This window comes from Pseudoalteromonas sp. MelDa3 (assembly GCF_002863625.1).
Taxonomy (GTDB): domain Bacteria; phylum Pseudomonadota; class Gammaproteobacteria; order Enterobacterales; family Alteromonadaceae; genus Pseudoalteromonas; species Pseudoalteromonas arctica.
Genome location: NZ_PJBR01000067.1, coordinates 1 through 19,451, shown reverse-complemented (window position 1 = coordinate 19,451; position 19,451 = coordinate 1). Strand labels below are relative to the sequence as shown.

The following is a 19,451-nucleotide window of genomic DNA, read 5'->3' as shown; positions in this document are numbered from 1 at the left end:
ATACTTGTTAGCAAGGCGCTTTTTAAGCGCCTTTTTTAATGCCTATTGAATAAGTCACTCCGTTTATAAATTACTTAAACTTTTTTACATACCTAAGCGTTATAAAATTAATAATGGCAAGTAAAATTGCTATTTCGTAGCGGCTGTACGCTACGGCTATACCAATTAAGCCCATATTCCAAATACTGGCTGCGGTTGCTGTGCCGGAGGTTGATTTGTTATTTTTCAAAATTGCGCCACCGCCAATAAAACCAATACCAGTAATGATGCCTTGCAACATTTTTGATTGAGCTTCTGCGCCATCTAAAACCGACATAGCAATTAATGCATACCCACACGATGCAACAGCAACAAGAGGAAAGGTACGAAGGCCTGCGCCATCATTACTTCGCTCTCTGTCGTAAGCCATGGGTAGTGCAAGTAGGTATGCAATACCTAAGTGTATTAAGTTATCGATGATTTCATTCCACTGTAAATCAATTTCCATTATTGAGCCTGTGCTGGTTAACTTTGTTAATAATAAGCAAACAGCAAGCCATGGCATAAATTACTATTAATCAATGAGTTATTGTTAATGCCTATATTTAACAAGAATTATTGAGGAAACTTTTACATGTTTTTATTACTATTTTACGCAATAGTTAATTTGATCTGAGTTTTAAAGCCCCGTATTCTTTTATCCAGACTAAAAGACACCTATGTGAATCTCTTGCCTTTAAATAAAACATTAAGCACCCCCACTAAGCTTGAAAAAACAGCCTTACTATTTTGCGTTGGGTTATCTGTTATTGCTTTTTTATTTCCTGAATTACTCACAGAGCACTTACAACCCGCTATTAATAAAATTTTAGGTTATTTAGGGTCGCCATTTTTTATATTGGTAAACTTGTTACTTTTTTCCGTGATAGCTATTGCTATAAGCCCATTAGGGCAACGAAAAATAGGAGGAGCGCAAGCACTTGTTGAGTTTAGTACCTTTGGTTGGCTTTCTATGTTGTTTGCAGCAGGAATGGGCTCAGGACTTATATTTTGGGGAGTAGCAGAGCCTGCACTACACACGGTTAACTCGCCTTTAAAGCAAACCTTGTATCCCAACCACCAAAGAAGTGGTTTGGCGCTTACCTTAGTTAATTGGGGCGCGCATGCATGGGCGCTCTATGCAGTATTTGGCTTGGTATTAGGTGGGCTTACTCGCAATAGTGGTAAAGCGGGCGATATTAGTGCTCCAGTGATCAGTGCAACTAAAGGCGTTATTAATCGGGCTTGGCAGTTACAGCTGAGCTTTAGCATTAAATTAATTGCCATACTTGCAATATTTTTTGGTGTCGTGGGCACAATTGCTAATTCAACTTTATTACTGCGTAAGGGGCTCGAGCTTGAGCTAGGGGTTGAATCGGCTTTATTTTCGGGGTTTATTATAATTTGTTTAATTGCGCTGCTTTATACTATCTCTGCAAAGTTGGGGCTTAAAAAAGGAATTCAAACTCTTAGTAAATTTAATGTGTTTTTAGCATTTGCACTTATAGCATGGCTATTAATTTTTGTGCCTATAGAGCCAATTATAGACATAGCAATAGGCGGTACATGGGGTTACATTCAGCTCATAACCACAGGAACATGGCAGTTTGAAAGCGTACTTAATGACCCAGCATGGGCAACAGGTTGGACATACAATTACTATTTTTGGTGGTTAGCTTGGGGCCCGTTTGTTGGTGTGTTTTTGGCAAAAATTAGCCAAGGACGGCCGGTTTGGCAATACATTTTAGGTGTTGTATTTGTACCAACTTTTGTGACAATTATTTGGTTTAGTGTGTTTTCTGGCTCTGCAATTGCGTGGGATCAAACGCACAATGCAGGCATTTTAGCGGCTATTAAAGCCGATTATACGCAAGGGCTGTTTGTATTCTTCGAGCAATTAGGGTGGCAAGGCGGTTTATTAATTTGGTCAAGTTTATTGCTTCTACTCATTTTTGTAGCCACATCAGCAGACTCTGCTGTTTTGGTTATTCGCCAATTAAGTGGTGCAAGTGAAGCTCAGACATGGAGCTTGTATGCTTGGTCGTTTGCACTAGGTTTATGCGCTTTTGTTTTGTTAGTACAAAACAATGAACCATTAAACAGAAGCGTTGCTATTATTGGAGCGCTTCCTTTTTTAATTATATTTATATTGCAATTAATTGGTTTTATTAAAGAGTTTACAAATGAACTAATCAATGAAGAATAAGTATTCATTTAAATATGCCATTACCCTTAACACATTTTTACAGAGTTATTTTAAAAAAAGGCTAAAATTAAGGTATTAGCCAGTAGTTAGCATTCAAGATGAATTATGCGTATTTTAGTTATTGTTGTTTTTTTACAAAGTCTACTCGGTTGTACCGCTGTAGGTGTATTGCTTGATAATTCAGCACGCTCGAGTAGTAGCTCAACGAACTCTGGTACTTTTGTAAAAGACGAAGAGAGCTTGAGTTTCTCAAAAATGGGATATGCAGTTGACTCCGCTATAGTGGAATTTGTAAAAGACGAGAGCAATCCAAAACAAACATGTAGGCAAGTAACAAAGAGTTTAAAAGAGTGTGTAGATGTTGATAAATCTAATCTACACACTAACGAATCTCATTCTAAGCTGTTAAAAACTGATGATGAAATAATAAGTGTTGGTCAATAAAGCTACTTATAAAAAAGTAGCTATGATCGTAGCCTGCTTGCATTTCAAGTGTAAGCGGGTAGCCTTTTTTATCAGCAATAGCGACTAAGTTTTCTGGCTTAAGTTGCTCTTGTAAAAAGCCATCAGCATCACCTTGACTCACTAACATGGGTAAGTAATGAGCTTGCTCTGCGTTTTTCATCAGCTCGCAGCTATCATACTGTGCCCAAAGCGCCTTATCATTTCCTAAATAGCCAGTAAATGCTTTTACACCCCAAGGACATTCAATCGGATTTACAATAGGGCTAAAAGCCGAGGCACTTACAAACGCAGTCGGGTTTTTAAGTGCAACCATTAATGCACCGTGCCCGCCCATAGAGTGACCACTAATTGCTTTTGTGCTTGTTATCGGAAAATGTTGTTCAATAAGTGCTGGTAACTCACTAACAACATAATCGTACATATTAAAATGAGTGTTGTAAGGAGCTTGCGTGGCATTTACGTAAAAGCCTGCGCCTTGTGCAAAGTCGTAGCTGTCTTCATTGGGGACGTTTTCGCCGCGCGGGCTAGTGTCAGGCGCTACAATAGCAATACCCAGCTCAGCTGCTTTTTTAAATGCGCCGGCTTTTTGCATAAAATTTTCGTCTGTACAGGTTAAACCTGATAGCCAATAAAGTACCGGAACTTTGTTTGTCTCACTTGCGCCAGGTGGTAAAAATACGGCAAAACGCATAGTGCTATGTGTACTTTGCGAGCTGTGAGTATATTGTTTATGCCAACCGCCAGACACTTTTACACTTGAGATATTTTCTAACATACTTAATCCTTAAAAGCCGTAAACTTAAAAGTATTACGGCTTATTAATAAGCTATTTTACGAATGCAGTTTATTAGTAATGAATGACTGTACGAATACTTTTGCCTTCGTGCATTAAATCAAATGCTTCATTAATATCTTCAAGGCCCATTGTGTGAGTAATAAAGTCGCTAAGAGCAAATTCCCCCGCCATGTAACGCTCAACAATTTCAGGAAGTTGTGAACGGCCTTTAACGCCACCAAATGCACTACCACGCCATACACGCCCAGTTACTAGTTGAAACGGGCGGGTTGATATTTCTTGGCCTGCACCCGCCACACCAATAATGACTGACTCTCCCCAACCTTTGTGGCAACACTCAAGCGCTGAGCGCATTACGTCAACATTACCGATACATTCAAACGAATAGTCAACGCCGCCGTCTGTCATTTCAACAATAACTTCTTGAATTGGCTTGTCGAAATCTTTTGGGTTAATTAAATCAGTTGCACCTAGTTTTGTAGCTAAATCGAATTTAGTGGTGTTTATATCAACACCAATAATACGACCAGCACCGGCCATTTTTGCGCCAATAATCGCAGACAAACCAATACCGCCTAAGCCAAATATAGCAACCGTGTCGCCAGGCTTTACTTTAGCTGTGTTGGTAACTGCGCCCATGCCTGTTGTTACACCACAGCCGAGTAAGCAAATCTCTTCTAGTGATGCTTCTTTATTTACTTTAGCGAGTGAAATTTCTGGCAATACAGTGTACTCAGAGAACGTTGATGTCCCCATGTAGTGATAAATTGGTTGGCCGTCTTTAAAAAAGCGTGTAGTGCCGTCTGGCATTAGGCCTTTACCTTGTGTTTCGCGCACGGCTGAACACAGGTTAGTTTTACCTGAAGTACACATTTTACATACGCCACATTCTGCAGTGTATAAAGGAATAACATGATCCCCAACTTCAACACTCGTTACGCCTTCGCCAACAGCATAGACAACACCAGCGCCTTCGTGACCTAAAATAGCAGGAAATATGCCTTCAGGATCTTGGCCCGATAATGTAAATGCATCGGTATGACACACACCTGTAGCGGTAATTTTTACCATTACTTCGCCTTTTTTAGGCATCATCACATCAACTTCTTCAACACTAAGTGGTTGATTAGGACCCCAAGCAATGGCAGCTTTTGATTTAATAAATTCAGACATGTGTTTTATTTCCTTTAACTGGCTATTAAAAAATAATTGTAGACCCAATTTGCTTGGGTGATGTGCTTATTGTATTTGTTTCTCAAATAATGATAATCTCAATTTTATTAAAACACTTTTACAGTATGGTAATAATGGCGCGTTGGGATGGAATTGATGAGTTTATAGCGGTTGGGGAGGAGGGCAGCTTTACTGCGGCTGCAAAAATGCTTGGGCTTTCGGTTGCGCATATTAGCCGCCATGTCACAGCGCTTGAGCAACGTTTAAATACCCAGCTTTTAACCCGTACTACTCGTAAAGTGGTTTTAACCAAAGAAGGCGAAGTGTATTTACATCAAATAAAGCACTTACAACACGCTATGGACGAGGCAACTCAAGGTCTTGCTCAACAACAAAGTACACCTAAAGGTAAAATAAAGCTCACAGCACCAGTTATGTACGGAGAGAGCTTTATTATGCCCATAGTACATAACTTTATGAAGGATCATTCTGAGGTCGAAGTTGTTGCCACATTAAGTAATGAGCAAGAAAACTTATTAGAGGGCGGATTTGATTTAGCAATAAGGCTTGGGCACTTAAAAGATTCGAGCTTAAAAGCGCGTAGATTAAGTGCGCGGCGTTTTATTATGTGCGCGGCGCCACAGTATTTAACGCGATTTGGTGAGCCGCATACTTTAGGCGAGCTAAACAGCCATGAATGTTTAATTGGTAATAGCAGCTACTGGCGCGTAAACGAAAATGGGCGCGATAAACACATTAAAATAGCGGGGCGATTACAGTGTAATAGTGGTTGGGCGCTGGTGGATGGCGCAAAAAAGGGGCTCGGTATTGTACAGCTCCCAGACTACTACATTGAAAACGAAATTAACTCAGGGCAATTGGTGCCTATTTTAACACCCTATCAACCACAGCAAGAAGGGGTATGGGGCGTATATCCACCAAGGCAGTTTGTGGCCACTAATGTACGGGTATTGCTCGATTATTTAGTCAGCGGGCTTAAAGCTTAACCGCGAGTTAATGGTTAAATACATATTGCTGTAAATATAGCCAAGTATCAGATTTTTAAATTATTTCTTACATTTTACGCCATACCCAAAGGCACTTTTTTCGTGCTACTATTGCTCAATACTTTTACGATAAGTGTTAAAAATAATATGTTTCAACCGGTTAGCTTATTTATAGGGCTTAGATATAGTCGCTCCTCTAAAGGAAATGCGTTTATATCGTTTATTTCGTTTTTTTCTATTGCCGGTATCGCTATTGGTTTAATGGCATTATTTACGGTAAGCAGTGTAATGAACGGGTTTGAAAATAGCCTAAAAACCAATATGCTTGGACTTATTCCGCATGTTGAAGTTAGCGCAGGTAAACACACTGCCACCCAAATGAACACCCTAAAAACCGACCTCGAACAATCTCCTTATGTTGATCATGTAAGCTTATATCGCCACGGCGAAGCTATTTTGCAAACGAATAAAGACTTGCACGGCGTTTTATTACAAGGCCTTTATAACGATAGTGGTTCTTTGTATAGAATTACCGATAAAATAGTGCAAGGCGATTGGAAAACTGTATTAAACAAAAATTACAACATTGCTATAAGCCGTTATTTGAGTCGTAAATTAGGCGTTAGCGTGGGTGATAAGCTTCGCGTTATTATGCCTAATGCTTCAACGTATACACCACTTGGGCGAGTACCCAGCCAGCGTTTATTTAAAGTTGCCGCAATATACGAAACCGGATCTGAGATAGATATGGCACTTGCGTTTACGAGTGGCGCTTCACTACAACGGGTGTTAAAGCTGGATAAAAACACTGCCCCAAATTTAAGTGTTTCATTGCACGAACCTTTCGAACTAGATGAGTTTATTGAAGCAAGCCAGCGTATTTTACAAGATCATAATTATAGTGATTGGCGCAGTACCCAAGGTACTCTATTTGCAGCCGTTGCTATGGAAAAGCGCATTATGTCTATGTTGCTTGCCCTCATTGTATTGGTGGCTGTATTTAATATTGTATCGGCATTAACCATGATGGTAAGCGAAAAACAAGGTGAAGTAGCCATACTACAAACGTTAGGTTTAACACCTTCGCAAGTGCAAAAAGTGTTTATGGTGCAAGGCCTATATAATGGCGTAATTGGTACCGCAATAGGCGCATTTTTAGGTGTAATATTTAGTTTATATATAAATGAGCTACTTGCATTAGTGGGCTTAAACTTACTGGCGGGTATAGAGCTTCCGGTAAAGTTTGATATTTTGAGTTTAGTAATAATAGCGTTTGCCAGTATTGCTATGAGCTTTTTAGCTACCTTATATCCTGCGCGTAAAGCCGCAAAAGTAAAACCAGCAGAGGTATTACGTTATGAATGATTTAGTAATTAGTTGTGAAAATTTAAGTAAGGTTTATCAAGATGGCAGCAACCAAGTTGAAGTATTAAAAGGCGTTGATTTAGCGCTTCAGCAAGGTGAAATGCTGGCTATTGTGGGGAGTTCTGGCTCTGGTAAAAGTACGCTTTTACACATACTTGGCACATTAGATACCGCAAGCTCAGGTAGCGCTAAAATTAAAAACCAAGAAGTTGCAAAACTTTCGCGAACAGAGCAAGCCGCATTTAGAAACCAAAATTTGGGCTTCATCTATCAATTTCATCACTTATTAATGGAGTTTAGCGCAGTTGAAAACGTGGCTATGCCATTATTAATTAAAGGCTTGAGTGCAAAAGAAGCCAAAGCTCAAGCGCTCGATATGCTCGAAAAAGTAGGCCTTGCACATCGCAGCTCGCATAAACCGTCTGCGCTTTCTGGTGGAGAGCGCCAACGCGTGGCTATTGCCCGCGCGCTGGTTACTAAACCTGCGCTTGTGCTTGCTGATGAACCAACCGGTAATTTAGATAAACAAAATGCGATTAAAATTTACGATTTAATAAATGAGCTTAACCAAAGCTTAAACACCAGTTTTGTGGTAGTTACACACGATTTAGAACTTGCCGATAAGCTAGGCAAAATAGCTTATTTAGACGATGGAAAACTAGCTATTAAAGAGTCGCAGCATGTTGCTTAGTGCATTTTTAAGTAAACGTTTTAGAGCCTATTCAGGCCACAAAGATGAAAAAAACGGCTTTGTTAGTTTTATCGCTAAAGCGTCGACTATTGGTATTTTATTAGGTGTCGCGGTTTTAATTGTGGCGCTGTCGGTAATTAATGGTTTTGAGCAACAACTAGTACATAGATTGCTAAGCGTTGTGCCGCAGGTGGAATATGTAGCACCAAGTAGACCCATCGCGAATTGGTCGCAAAAAGTTGAGGATTTACAAACACAACCGCATGTAACAGGGGCTGCGCCATTTATTGCAGTGAATGGGATGGCGCAATATAAAAGCCAGCTAAAAGCGATAGAAATTCGAGGTGTTGAGCCATCGCTAGAGAGTAATGTATCGGCGGTAAACCAGTTTACCAGTGGTAAATTGGTCAGCCAGTTAGGCCTTGACGATGTAATTTTAGGTAAGCAAATAGTAAAACAGTTAGATGCAAAAGTAGGCGACAACATTACGTTACTTATTCCGCAAATAGGCCAAAAAGGTCAGTCATTATTAGCGCCTAAACGCGTAACACTTAACCTTGCAGGTGTTATAGAAATGGGAGGCCCCATTGATAGTACAGCTGCGTTTATACATCTTAATAAAGCGCAGCAAACATTGGGTTACGATGAAACTCAAGTAACAGGGCTGCGGTTAAGTGTTGATGATGTGTTTTCGGCGCACCAAATAGCGCTAAAAGTGGGCCAAACTATTGACGACTACGTGTATGTTTCCAGTTGGTTCAGAACCCAAGGCAGCCTTTATCAAGATATTCAAATGGTACGTACCATTGTTTATATTGTGGTGTTTTTAATTATAGCGGTAGCCAGTTTTAATATTGTGTCCTCCTTGGTGATGGAAGTACGCGAAAAACAAGGCAATATCGCAATTTTAAAAACCATGGGCGCGAAAGACAGTACTATTTTAGCCACCTTTGTGATGCAGGGCTTAATGCAAGCATTTGTAGGCGTGGCACTAGGAACACTAATTGGCGTGGTATTAGCGCTTAATATAAGTGAGCTTTTTACGTGGATAAGCCAATCATTTGGAGCCAATCCACTTGAGGGCGTTTATTTTATAGAGTTTTTACCAAGTAAATTAGTACTTGAAGACATTGGTATTACAGTGATTGTTACGTTTGTGCTTGCGATACTTGCCACTATTTATCCTGCATGGCAAGCAACACGCGTAGATCCTGCCAAGGTGCTTGGTAATTAAGCTCAGATAAAAATTAATAGGGTGGTATTAGTAAACCTGTTAAACTAGGTGCTTATTTAAAATTAAGCAATAACTGCTTGGTTGCTATACCTCACTTTGGGATTTACTTTGACTAATAACGATATTTTACGCCGCATTCGCTACACTTTTAACTTAACTGATACTGCTATGGTCAATGTTTTTGCATCAGCAGAGCATACGGTCACCAAAGAGCAAGTAATTGCATGGTTAACTAAAGAAGGTGAAGAGGCTTTTACCCCAATAAGTGATACTGAGTTTGCTAGCTTTTTAAATGGGTTTATTAATACCCAACGTGGCAAACGCGAAGGTGAGCAACCAGAGCCTGAGAAAAAGCTAAACAACAATATTATCTTTATGAAGCTACGTATTGCTTTAAATATGAAAGCAGAAGATGTTATAGCAACACTTGCACTTGTTGATTTTGATCTGAGTAAACATGAGTTAAGCGCGTTTTCTCGAAAAGTAGATAACAAACATTACCGTGTTTGTAACGATCAAATATTACGCTTGTTTTTAACCGGCGTACAAAAGCAGCACCGTCCAGAAGAGTCTGCTGAGTAACTGGTTTTAGCTAATTAGCTTTTAGTTAATGGGTTTTTTGCGAGCGCAATGCAGTATAAAGCCCATTAATTGTTATATTTTTTAAAAAATCCACACCTAACCTAATACTTCTAAAACTCCTTTTTGAAAATATAAAAATTCGCTTGGCACTGTTCTAATTTTAAATCTGTGAATTTAAATTCATCTTTAATAAATAAAAATCAAACTTCTAATCAAAAATAATTCACGTAGCTCGCGTTAAGTATCTTAATTTTTCATGCTAAGGTAATAGTTAATTATATTAAATTAAGACCTTAAAGCATGAATCATAAACTTGATCACGTTTACTTTAACATCTGATAAATACTTTTATTATTAACACGGAAGAATAATTATGAATTATATCCATAGCACAATCGCACAATTAAAAAATAGTAGTCCTGCACAATGCGAGTTTTATCAAGCTGTTGAAGAAGTACTTGAATCACTCGAACCTATCTTAGAAAACTCAGAAAAATACAAAAAAAATGCCATTATACAACGCTTAGTTGAACCCGAACGTCAAATTATGTTTAGAGTTCCCTGGGTTGATGACGAAGGCAATATTCAGGTAAATAAAGGCTACAGAATTGAGTTTAACTCTGCACTTGGCCCCTATAAAGGTGGCTTACGTTTTCACCCAAATGTAAATGCCAGCATAATTAAATTTTTAGGGTTTGAGCAAATATTTAAAAATGCTTTAACAGGTTTACCAATCGGTGGTGGTAAAGGCGGGGCAAACTTTGATCCAAAAGGGCGCTCAGATGCTGAAATAATGCGTTTTTGCCAATCATTTATGAGCGAGCTCTATCGCCATATTGGCCCTACAACCGACGTACCCGCTGGAGACATTGGAGTAGGGGCAAGAGAAATAGGTTACTTGTTTGGTCAATATAAGCGTTTGACTGGGCGCTATGAAGGTGTTTTAACAGGTAAAAGCTTATTGTGGGGTGGATCGCTTGTACGAAAAGAAGCCACTGGATACGGCGCTGTTTATTTTGCTGACTACATGCTGCAAGCGCGCGGCGATAGCCTACAAGGTAAGCGCTGCTTGGTCTCGGGCGCAGGTAATGTTGCTATTTATGCTATGGAAAAGCTTTATCAAATGGGGGCAACACCAGTAAGTTGCAGCGACTCTCGTGGCACTGTGTATCATGAGTCGGGTATAGATTTAAATCTTATTAAATGTTTGAAAGAGCAATCGCGTGATTGCTTGAGCGTGTATAAAAAAACTCACCCCGATGCTATTTATATTTCTGCAATTGACTACCCTAAAGATGGGCACGCTGTTTGGCGCTTTAATGCTGCCGCTGCTTTTCCGTGCGCCACACAAAATGAATTAACACAGGCAGACGCTAACGCATTATTATCCGGCGGTTGTTTATTAGTAAGTGAAGGCGCAAACATGCCTTCAACAAAAGAGGCTATTGATTGCTTTATTGCTGCAAAAATTGCGTATGGGCCAGGTAAGGCCGCCAATGCCGGCGGCGTTGCAACAAGCCAATTAGAAATGGCGCAAAATGCGAGCATGCAAAGTTGGACCTTTGAAGAAGTTGATGAAAAGCTAAAACAAATTATGAAAAATATATTTGTTACCGCTAACGACACCGCTACAGAATTTGGTGAGCCTGGAAACCTTTTATTAGGCGCTAACATTGCAGGCTTTAGGCGCGTCGCCGATGCAATGATTGAGCAGGGTGTCGTTTAATATTAAAGCTGAACAATAAGGCTTTAATATAATGTGATTTTAAAACTAGCCATAAAATTGAGTATATTATGGTTAGTTTTAAATATTAACGCCATTAGTGAACTATAACCCTATAAAGCTGGGCTATAACAGCGTAGGATCAAGTTACTTTCGAATGAAAATTAGGTTTGCACTTTAGGTGCATTAAGACAAAAAATTATGCAACTAACTGCAAAACCATCACTTCCTAATGCGTTACTTATTTCTATTAGTACACCACAATTTAAAGGTGACGAAGCAACAGAGTCGCTAGCAGAGCTTGCTCGTTTGGTAACTACGTTAGGCTTTAAAGTAGTAGGTACACAATCGCAAAAGCAAAGTTCTACCCAAAAAGTTAATGTACTGGGCTCAGGAAAACTAGCTGAAATAGCACACCTTACCGGCAATAAAGGGATGGTTGAAAACGAGCAAGAAGATGATTTACTTGATGAAGGCCCTTTAACCGAAATATCCTCAGAAATCCCATCAGACGAACTTGATTTTGCATGTGCCGATGTAGTGGTATTTGACTGTGATTTAACGCCTTCTCAACTACGTAATGTTGAGAACCAGCTGGGTGTGGAAGTATTTGATCGCACCGGTATTATCATTGAAATATTTAGCCGTCATGCGCGTACTAAAACTGCAAAATTACAAGTTGAAATTGCTCGCCTTAATTATGTCGCGCCACGACTGCGTGAAACATCAACAGGTGATAAAGAACGCCAAATGGGTAAAGGTGCGGGTGAAACCACACTTGAGCTTAATCGCCGTAAGGTGCGCGATCAGTTAGCAGAATTAAAGCGCGAACTTGTTAGTGTTCAAGATGTAATGATGGACAGACGTACGCAGCGCTCTGAGCTATTCTCAGTGGCTTTAATTGGTTATACCAATGCGGGCAAGTCATCAATGATGCGCGCAATTACAGGTAGTGATGTAGAAGGCGAAAACAAACTTTTTGCAACGCTAGATACCACTGTTCGCGCACTGTACCCGATTACGCAGCCACGTATATTGGTTTCAGATACGGTTGGTTTTATTAAAAAATTACCTCATGATTTGGTGGCTTCATTTCATTCAACGCTCGCTGAGGCACATGATGCGTCGTTATTGCTGTATGTTGTAGATGCTTCAGATCCTTCTTTTCGCTCACAACTTGAAGTAGTACATAAAGTACTGGCAGAAGTTGGGGTGGAAGGCAGCAAAAAATTATTAGTACTGAATAAGTCAGACCAATTAAGTACTGAGCAGCAGCAGTCGCTAATGGATGAATTTCCTGATGCGATGATGACCTCTACGCGTAATCCAGATGATATTAGTAAATTGCACAAATACATTATTGGCATTGCTCAAGAGGACATGATTGAAGAAGAGATTGTTATACCGTACACAGCCAAAGGTATCGTGGGCGAAATTCGATCTAGTATGAGTGTTGTTAAAGAAGAATATGAATACAGCCACATTAAATTAACAGTGCGCTCGAGTGCGATTGATTTAGAACGTTTAAAAAAGAGAATGTTAGATTTATAATAAATTTAGTATACAAAAAGCACAGCCAATTGGCTGTGCCTTTTAATCGTTACTTGAGGTAGATTTATTATTCAGAGTTCAGATTTTTTGTAGAGAAAAATTAGGAGAAGGCTTTGTCGCTTAGCTCTTCTTGCATTTGCTCACGCATTTTAAATTTTTGCAGTTTACCTGTTACTGTCATTGGATAGTTTTCTACAAAACGGATATGTCGTGGCATTTTAAAATAGGCTAGTTTGTCTTTTAAAAACTCACGAATTGCTTGCTCATCAAGCACAGCGTCTTCTTTTGGTTGGATCCAAGCGCACACTTCCTCGCCATACCTTTCATCTGTTATACCAAATATGGCAGCATCTTGAATGCCCGGGTAGGTGTAAAGCACTTCTTCTATTTCGCGCGGGTAAATGTTTTCGCCGCCACGAATAATCATATCTTTAATACGGCCAACAATAGTGACAAACCCTTCTGTATCCATGACACCTAAATCGCCAGAGTGTAGCCAACCGTTGTCATCTATTGTGGCTTTTGTTTTAGCATCGTCATTCCAATAGCAGCGCATTATACCTGCACCTTTACTACACACTTCGCCAGGTTGACCAATTTGTTGAATGTTACCCAACTCGTCAATAATTTTAACCTCGGTATGGGCAAGTGCGCGGCCAACCGTTGTTACTTGCCGCTCTATTGAAGAGTCTGTTTCGGTAATATTGTTTATGGGACTGCACTCCGTTTGCCCGTAAGCAATCAGTACTTGATGCATGTTCATTTGTGTTTGTACTTTGCGCATTACTTGCTCTGGGCATGTAGAGCCTGCCATTACACCCGTGCGTAAAGTAGTTAAGTCATAATCGTTAAAATTACTTAGCTCAAGCTCACTAATAAACATAGTAGGTACACCGTGCAGCGCTGTACATCCTTCTTGTTGAACTACATCTAGTGTGGTTTTTGCATCGAACGAATCGCCTGGGTAAACGGCTGCTGCACCTTTACTAACACACAATAAGCTACCCAATACCATTGCAAAGCAATGATATAACGGGATAGGGATACATAACTTGTCATCGCTCGTAAAGTGCATAGATTCGGAGACGAATAGCGCATTATTTAAAATATTTTTATGAGTGAGCGTTGCGCCTTTTGGGTTGCCTGTTGTGCCTGATGTAAATTGTATATTGATGTCTTGCTCAGCATTTAAGTTTGCACCTATTGCTTTTAATTCAAGCTCATGTGCCGATGTTGGCAAGTTAATAACATCATTAAAAGAGTACATACCAGGAGATGCTTCATCGCCAATGCGGATTATATTTTTAAGAGTGGGCAGTGCTTTTAAATTAAGTGTGTCTTTATCGCAAGTTGCAAGTTCTGGAGCCAAACCATTGAGCATTTCTAAATAATCACTGCCTTTAAAGTTTGATGCTGTGATTAGAGTAGAGCATTCAACACTATTTAAGGCGTATTGTAATTCGTTAGGGCGATATGCAGGGTTGATGCAAACCATTATTGCGCCAATTTTTGCGGTTGCAAATTGGGTTAAGCACCACTCAATATTATTAGGAGACCAAATACCAACACGCTCGCCTGGTTTCACGCCAAGTGCCAGCAACCCCATAGCAAGTTGATTAACTTCTTTTTGAAATTCTTTATACGTTAAGCGAATACCCTGGTGATGAACTACAACAGCTAACGCCTCTGGATTTTTGTCGACAATAAAGTCAAAGTACTCGCCTATAGTTGAATTTGTTAAAGGTGTGCTTTGTATACCTTTAAAATAGCTTTGCGATAAAGGTAAGTGATTTATTTGTTCTACTTCTTTTACCGCAATAGTGTGTGTGCATTGCTCTCTCCATGAAAATGTGTGTGAGTTATGTAAACTACAAAGTTAAAATAAACACATATTGTCGACAAAGAGAAGTGCAGTTAGACTATTGTATGATTAGATTAATAAAATCTAATCATGTTTTTTAGATACAAAAAAACGCGTCTTACACTGTAAGTACGCGTTTTTAAACGAGCAATAAATTTACATTTCGTCGCTGCGGTATGTTTTTTTCATTATGTAAACGTAAGCGTTTACAAAAGCATTTTCTTGGTACTTTTTAAGGCCTGTTTCTTCAAAATCAATAGGAATAGGATTACGCTTTACCTGTTCTTTAATTTCAGTTGTGGTAAATAAACGTACGTCTAAATTGTCGATTAATTGAATCGCAGTTTCCATTTTGAATCCCTTTGCGCTGCCAGCAAATTTACCTTTAGGCTGACGCTCACGGATTGCAACAGAATCAATTTGGTAATCTTGCATTAATTTTGCAAAATCGAATTGAAATTTACGCATTACTTCAGTGTCGTTACCGTTACCTAAGGTAAAGCGTGTTTGGCGCACATCGCGAATATCAAATACGTCATTATCTTTACTTAAAATACAAAGTAGTACATCACTACCGGTAATTTCTACACCACATGTTCTCATGTCTATTCTCTAAAATAACTTAATTACGCAGTATTATACGCAACACACATTAAAATGCGAGTGTAGGTATAGTTGTAGGTGCGTAATTAGTGCGTTGATGCTTTTATATTTTAATGAAATGATTTTTTTTGCTCTAAAAGTTACATTTTGTGCTCAAAACGGGTGGATTTCACCCCTTAAAACTTGTAATTAAATGCGCAGCACGCGACAATATATCTTTGTAGTTGAATAGACTCTGCATCTACATTTATTAGTCAATGCTTATTCGTAAAAGCGTTGTCGAGTCATTCTCATTTAATTTATTAAAAATACACGTGATACATTGTAGGTGTCACCACTGTAGCAAGGATTTATAATGCCAGTTATTACTCTTCCAGACGGAAGTCAACGTAGTTTTGAAAACCCTGTAAGCACGCTTGATGTTGCAAACGATATTGGCCCTGGTTTAGCTAAAGCGACCATTGCGGGTCGTGTTAATGGCGACCGTGTTGATGCATGTGATTTAATTAGTGAAGACTCTCGTCTTGAGATCATTACCGCTAAAGACGATGACGGCCTTGAAATCATTCGTCACTCTTGTGCTCACTTAATTGGTCATGCAGTTAAGCAACTTTTCCCAGACGCAAAAATGGCAATTGGTCCTACCATTGATAACGGTTTTTACTACGATATCGATATGGAACATTCATTATCACAAGATGATCTTGAAGCAATTGAAAAGCGTATGCTGCAACTTGCAAAAACCAACTACGACGTAGTGAAAAAAACAGTAAGCTGGCAAGAGGCACGCGATACATTTGAAGCGCGTGGCGAAACATACAAAATAGAAATACTGGACGAAAATATCGCTAAAGATGACCGCCCAGGGTTATATCATCACGAAGAATATGTAGACATGTGTCGTGGACCTCACGTTCCTAACATGAAATTTTGCCAAAACTTCAAAATAATGAAAGTTGCGGGTGCATATTGGCGTGGTGATTCAGAAAACAAAATGCTACAACGCATTTACGGCACAGCGTGGGGCGATAAAAAGCAACTTAAAGCGTATTTAAAACGCCTTGAAGAAGCTGAAAAACGCGATCACCGCCGTATTGGTAAAGCGCTTGATTTATGGCATTGGCAAGAAGAAGCGCCAGGCATGGTATTTTGGCACAACGATGGTTGGAGCATTTACCGCGAGCTTGAAGAATTTGTACGTGAAAAGTTACGCGAATATGAGTACGAAGAAGTAAAAGGTCCAATGATGATGGACCGTTCACTTTGGGAAAAATCAGGTCACTGGGAAAAATATTCAGAAGCAATGTTTACCACTGAGTCTGAAAAGCGTGAATACGCGATTAAACCAATGAACTGCCCAGGACACGTGCAGATCTTTAACCAGGGTTTAAAATCGTACCGTGATTTACCACTTCGTATGGCTGAATTTGGCTGTTGTCATCGTAATGAACCATCAGGTGCACTACACGGTTTAATGCGTGTACGTGGCTTTACACAAGATGATGCTCACATTTTCTGTACCGAAGAGCAGATAATGGACGAAGTTTCAGCGTGTATTAAGATGGTTTATGATACATATGAAACATTCGGATTTGAGAAGATTGTAGTTAAGCTATCTACTCGCCCAGAACAACGCATTGGTGAAGACCATATGTGGGATAAAGCAGAGCTTGCTTTAGCCGAAGCACTTAAGCTAAACGATATTGAATTTGATTATCTTCCGGGTGAAGGCGCGTTTTATGGTCCAAAGATTGAATTTACTTTATACGATTGTTTAGACAGAGCGTGGCAGTGTGGTACAGTGCAATTAGACTTTGCATTACCGGGTCGTTTAGGCGCTACTTATGTAGCAGAAAATAACGAACGTCGTACACCTGTAATGATACATCGTGCTATTTTAGGTTCTATTGAACGCTTTATTGGCATTTTAACTGAAGAGTACGCTGGTTTATTCCCAACGTGGCTTGCGCCAAAGCAAGTGGTAATTATGAATATTACCGATAAACAGGCTCCTTATGTTAAAGAAGTTGTACAAAAATTAAATAAACTTGGAATTAGAGCCGCTGCTGACTTGAGAAATGAGAAGATTGGCTTTAAAATCCGTGAGCATACACTGAAGCGTATTCCATACTTGCTTGTTGTTGGCGATAAAGAAGTTGAACAACAAGAAGTAGCAGTGCGTACTCGCACAGGTGAAGACCTAGGCAAATTTAATGTCGATGATTTTGTAGCTAAAATTAGCGAAGAAATTAAAAATCGACAGTAAAAATCGAGCGTGTAAGGCATTAACAAACAGCCAATTACACGCTTATATTATTGATATTCTTGGAGGAACGTACTATTAGAGGCGGCAAGAAAGGGCAACAAACAGCTCAAAAAAATCGTATTAACGAAGAAATTACAGCGCAAGAAGTTCGTTTAATTGACATTGAAGGCGAACAAGCTGGAATTCAGTCATTACAAGACGCGCAAACTATGGCCGATGCAGCGGGTGTTGATCTTGTTGAGATCAGTCCAAACGCTGAGCCGCCTGTTTGTAGAATCATGGATTACGGTAAGTTCATCTTTGAAAAAAGCAAAGAATTAAAAGAGCAGAAGAAGAAGCAAAAGCAAATCCAGATAAAAGAAATCAAATTCCGTCCTGGTACGGATGAAGGTGATTATCAGGTTAAGCTTCGCAACTTACGTAAGTTCTTAGAAGCTGGCGATAAAGCTAAGATTACTATCCGCTTCCGTGGTCGTGAAATGGCTCACCAAGAAATTGGTATAGAATTATTAAACCGTATCAAAGCCGATTTAGAAGAACTTGCAGTAGTTGAGTCTTTCCCAAATCGTGTTGAAGGTCGCCAAATGGTTATGATGATGGCGCCTGTTGCTAAAAAATAATTTTTAAGCGATAATACGCACCGAAATTAGCTCAGGTCTGCAAGTAATATGCGAATATTCACCTGAGTTAACCGGTATTAAAGTAAGATTGCGGCATTTATGCTGGGTCTTCACCGGAACATGGCAGTAAGTTAGGCCTAAAAGTGGAGCTATAGAAATATATCTCACGCCTGCTTACTAATTTAAAAGCAATACAATTTGGAGTTATTGCAATGGCTTATAAGCTAAAAAGTCACAGTGGCGCTGCTAAGCGTTTCAAAAAGACTGCTTCTGGCGGTTTCAAGCGTAAACAAGCGCATCTTCGTCATATTCTGACTAAGAAAACTTCTAAGCGTAAGTTACACCTACGTCCTAAGATGATGGTTCATAAAAATGACCATGGTCTAGTTTCACGTATGTTACCGTTCGCTTAATAGGGGTTTTTAGAAATGGCAAGAGTTAAACGCGGCGTTGTCGCACGTGCACGTCACAAAAAAGTTTTAAAACAAGCAAAAGGTTACTACGGAGCACGTTCACGTGTTTACCGCGTAGCTTTCCAGGCTGTTACTAAAGCGGGTCAATACGCTTACCGTGACCGTCGTGCGAAGAAACGTACTTTCCGTCAATTATGGATTGCACGTATCAATGCTGCTTCACGTCAAAATGGTCTGTCTTACAGCCGTTTTATCAATGGTCTTAAAAAGACATCTGTAGAAATCGATCGTAAGATCCTTGCAGATATCGCTGTTTATGACCAAGTTGCATTCGCAGCGCTTGTAGAAAAAGCAAAAGAAGGCCTAGCCGCTTAAGCTTTTTCATATAAGTATTAAAAAAGGAGCCTATGGCTCCTTTTTTTGTGCCTGTAATTTAATAACTTACACTTTTTTATAGCTGAGCTAAATTGGCTTTTTCAAATTAATACCCATCTACTTATATGAGCTCTATTTAGCGATAAAAAATTACGTTAGAGCAGGGCGAAATTCACTATTTAGTTGTTCTTGGGAATTGCTCCATCATTACTCACTCTCCTGGATCCATGCAGACGTATATCAGACATTTTTGACGCTGTTAGCGTCAGATGTAATCCCTTAAATTGATTAAGTATTTTTACGAGTTGGTATAAATAGTTATGTAATGAATTACTGTACATTAATAATGTTATATAGCCTTAAAAGACAGGTGTGAATGAGTGAGATGTAGTTGGCTGCATTTTTTTGTTGAATCACCGCAGTTTCCTAATTATAAAAAATTTAGTTGATATAATTTATATAATTAAGGCGTTTGTTAGAGAATTTTATGTTTGCAAGTTTA

General features: G+C 39.4%; 18 protein-coding genes. 13 read left to right on the top strand and 5 right to left on the bottom strand.

Annotated features, from left to right (window positions below; all coding sequences use genetic code 11):
* Positions 1-70: 70 nt before the first annotated feature.
* The gene (locus CXF89_RS12935; RefSeq protein ID WP_024590122.1) at positions 71-487 is read right to left on the bottom strand and encodes an MgtC/SapB family protein; all 417 of its coding nucleotides are present in this window, start codon (positions 485-487) and stop codon (positions 71-73) included.
* A 213-nt stretch (positions 488-700) separates the two neighbouring features.
* Between CXF89_RS12935 and CXF89_RS12930 the strand changes: the two genes are divergently transcribed.
* Together CXF89_RS12930 and CXF89_RS12925 are read left to right on the top strand one after the other, a co-directional pair.
* Positions 701-2,224 carry a BCCT family transporter gene (locus CXF89_RS12930; protein WP_257983219.1) on the top strand — a complete coding sequence of 508 codons (1,524 nt, stop codon included), beginning with the start codon at positions 701-703 and terminating at the stop codon, positions 2,222-2,224.
* Positions 2,225-2,329: 105 nt separating this feature from the next.
* Positions 2,330-2,668, top strand: a complete 339-nt coding sequence (locus CXF89_RS12925) for a hypothetical protein (RefSeq protein WP_121954833.1) — start codon at positions 2,330-2,332, stop codon at positions 2,666-2,668.
* On the opposite strand, the gene fghA is transcribed toward CXF89_RS12925, so the two are convergent.
* Both fghA and CXF89_RS12915 read right to left on the bottom strand, forming a co-directional pair.
* On the bottom strand, positions 2,622-3,464 hold the full coding sequence (gene fghA / locus CXF89_RS12920; protein ID WP_121954832.1) for an S-formylglutathione hydrolase: 843 nt from the start codon (positions 3,462-3,464) through the stop codon (positions 2,622-2,624). The two genes, CXF89_RS12925 and fghA, sit on opposite strands and share 47 nt — an antisense overlap.
* A 72-nt stretch (positions 3,465-3,536) precedes the next feature.
* On the bottom strand, positions 3,537-4,658 hold the full coding sequence (locus tag CXF89_RS12915; protein ID WP_007375333.1) for an S-(hydroxymethyl)glutathione dehydrogenase/class III alcohol dehydrogenase: 1,122 nt from the start codon (positions 4,656-4,658) through the stop codon (positions 3,537-3,539).
* A 134-nt stretch (positions 4,659-4,792) separates the two neighbouring features.
* On the opposite strand from CXF89_RS12915, the gene CXF89_RS12910 reads away from it, so the two are divergent.
* The 7 genes from CXF89_RS12910 (at position 4,793) to hflX (ending at position 12,811) form a co-directional block, all read left to right on the top strand.
* Positions 4,793-5,665, top strand: a complete 873-nt coding sequence (locus CXF89_RS12910) for a LysR family transcriptional regulator (RefSeq protein ID WP_180961406.1) — start codon at positions 4,793-4,795, stop codon at positions 5,663-5,665.
* A gap of 147 nt (positions 5,666-5,812) precedes the next feature.
* Positions 5,813-7,030 carry a lipoprotein-releasing ABC transporter permease subunit gene (locus CXF89_RS12905; RefSeq protein ID WP_024590127.1) on the top strand — a complete coding sequence of 406 codons (1,218 nt, stop codon included), beginning with the start codon at positions 5,813-5,815 and terminating at the stop codon, positions 7,028-7,030.
* Positions 7,023-7,721 carry a lipoprotein-releasing ABC transporter ATP-binding protein LolD gene (gene lolD / locus CXF89_RS12900; RefSeq protein ID WP_007375330.1) on the top strand — a complete coding sequence of 233 codons (699 nt, stop codon included), beginning with the start codon at positions 7,023-7,025 and terminating at the stop codon, positions 7,719-7,721. The genes CXF89_RS12905 and lolD overlap by 8 nt, the downstream gene beginning before the upstream one ends.
* Positions 7,711-8,955 (top strand): lipoprotein-releasing ABC transporter permease subunit, encoded by a 1,245-nt coding sequence (locus tag CXF89_RS12895; RefSeq protein ID WP_024590128.1) that lies wholly within the window; start codon positions 7,711-7,713, stop codon positions 8,953-8,955. Before lolD ends, CXF89_RS12895 begins: the two co-directional genes overlap by 11 nt.
* 108 nt (positions 8,956-9,063) lie before the next feature.
* Positions 9,064-9,537, top strand: a complete 474-nt coding sequence (locus CXF89_RS12890; RefSeq protein ID WP_002960721.1) for a YehS family protein — start codon at positions 9,064-9,066, stop codon at positions 9,535-9,537.
* Between the two features lie 373 nt (positions 9,538-9,910).
* Positions 9,911-11,263, top strand: coding sequence for an NADP-specific glutamate dehydrogenase (gene gdhA, locus CXF89_RS12885; protein WP_121954830.1), 1,353 nt, complete (start codon positions 9,911-9,913; stop codon positions 11,261-11,263).
* Positions 11,264-11,461: 198 nt separating this feature from the next.
* Positions 11,462-12,811, top strand: a complete 1,350-nt coding sequence (gene hflX / locus CXF89_RS12880) for a GTPase HflX (RefSeq protein ID WP_121954829.1) — start codon at positions 11,462-11,464, stop codon at positions 12,809-12,811.
* Positions 12,812-12,911: 100 nt separating this feature from the next.
* On the opposite strand, the gene CXF89_RS12875 is transcribed toward hflX, so the two are convergent.
* Both CXF89_RS12875 and CXF89_RS12870 read right to left on the bottom strand, forming a co-directional pair.
* Complete coding sequence (locus CXF89_RS12875) at positions 12,912-14,630, bottom strand: AMP-binding protein (RefSeq protein WP_121954828.1); 1,719 nt, start codon at positions 14,628-14,630, stop codon at positions 12,912-12,914.
* Between the two features lie 198 nt (positions 14,631-14,828).
* Positions 14,829-15,275: a DUF3010 family protein gene (locus tag CXF89_RS12870; RefSeq protein WP_007582681.1), complete on the bottom strand. Its 447-nt coding sequence runs from the start codon at positions 15,273-15,275 to the stop codon at positions 14,829-14,831.
* A gap of 355 nt (positions 15,276-15,630) precedes the next feature.
* Between CXF89_RS12870 and thrS the strand changes: the two genes are divergently transcribed.
* The 4 genes from thrS to rplT all read left to right on the top strand — a co-directional run bounded on the left by thrS (position 15,631) and on the right by rplT (position 18,949).
* A complete protein-coding gene (thrS, locus tag CXF89_RS12865; protein ID WP_007582683.1) occupies positions 15,631-17,541 on the top strand; it encodes a threonine--tRNA ligase in 1,911 nt (636 codons plus the stop codon).
* A 59-nt stretch (positions 17,542-17,600) separates the two neighbouring features.
* A complete protein-coding gene (gene infC, locus CXF89_RS12860; protein WP_002960714.1) occupies positions 17,601-18,161 on the top strand; it encodes a translation initiation factor IF-3 in 561 nt (186 codons plus the stop codon).
* A gap of 212 nt (positions 18,162-18,373) precedes the next feature.
* Positions 18,374-18,574: a 50S ribosomal protein L35 gene (rpmI, locus tag CXF89_RS12855; protein ID WP_002960713.1), complete on the top strand. Its 201-nt coding sequence runs from the start codon at positions 18,374-18,376 to the stop codon at positions 18,572-18,574.
* A gap of 15 nt (positions 18,575-18,589) precedes the next feature.
* The gene (gene rplT / locus CXF89_RS12850) at positions 18,590-18,949 is read left to right on the top strand and encodes a 50S ribosomal protein L20 (RefSeq protein ID WP_002960711.1); all 360 of its coding nucleotides are present in this window, start codon (positions 18,590-18,592) and stop codon (positions 18,947-18,949) included.
* The last annotated feature ends 502 nt before the right edge of the window (positions 18,950-19,451 follow it).

Bases quoted from the DNA above. Each gene is read 5' to 3' on its own strand.
- CXF89_RS12935 (WP_024590122.1), bottom strand. From the start codon at position 487: ATGGAAATTGATTTACAGTGGAATGAAATCATCGATAACTTAATACAC.
- CXF89_RS12925 (WP_121954833.1), top strand. From the start codon at position 2,330: ATGCGTATTTTAGTTATTGTTGTTTTTTTACAAAGTCTACTCGGTTGT.
- fghA (WP_121954832.1), bottom strand. From the start codon at position 3,464: ATGTTAGAAAATATCTCAAGTGTAAAAGTGTCTGGCGGTTGGCATAAA.
- CXF89_RS12915 (WP_007375333.1), bottom strand. From the start codon at position 4,658: ATGTCTGAATTTATTAAATCAAAAGCTGCCATTGCTTGGGGTCCTAAT.
- CXF89_RS12910 (WP_180961406.1), top strand. From the start codon at position 4,793: ATGGCGCGTTGGGATGGAATTGATGAGTTTATAGCGGTTGGGGAGGAG.
- CXF89_RS12905 (WP_024590127.1), top strand. From the start codon at position 5,813: ATGTTTCAACCGGTTAGCTTATTTATAGGGCTTAGATATAGTCGCTCC.
- lolD (WP_007375330.1), top strand. From the start codon at position 7,023: ATGAATGATTTAGTAATTAGTTGTGAAAATTTAAGTAAGGTTTATCAA.
- CXF89_RS12895 (WP_024590128.1), top strand. From the start codon at position 7,711: ATGTTGCTTAGTGCATTTTTAAGTAAACGTTTTAGAGCCTATTCAGGC.
- gdhA (WP_121954830.1), top strand. From the start codon at position 9,911: ATGAATTATATCCATAGCACAATCGCACAATTAAAAAATAGTAGTCCT.
- hflX (WP_121954829.1), top strand. From the start codon at position 11,462: ATGCAACTAACTGCAAAACCATCACTTCCTAATGCGTTACTTATTTCT.
- CXF89_RS12870 (WP_007582681.1), bottom strand. From the start codon at position 15,275: ATGAGAACATGTGGTGTAGAAATTACCGGTAGTGATGTACTACTTTGT.
- thrS (WP_007582683.1), top strand. From the start codon at position 15,631: ATGCCAGTTATTACTCTTCCAGACGGAAGTCAACGTAGTTTTGAAAAC.
- rpmI (WP_002960713.1), top strand. From the start codon at position 18,374: ATGGCTTATAAGCTAAAAAGTCACAGTGGCGCTGCTAAGCGTTTCAAA.
- rplT (WP_002960711.1), top strand. From the start codon at position 18,590: ATGGCAAGAGTTAAACGCGGCGTTGTCGCACGTGCACGTCACAAAAAA.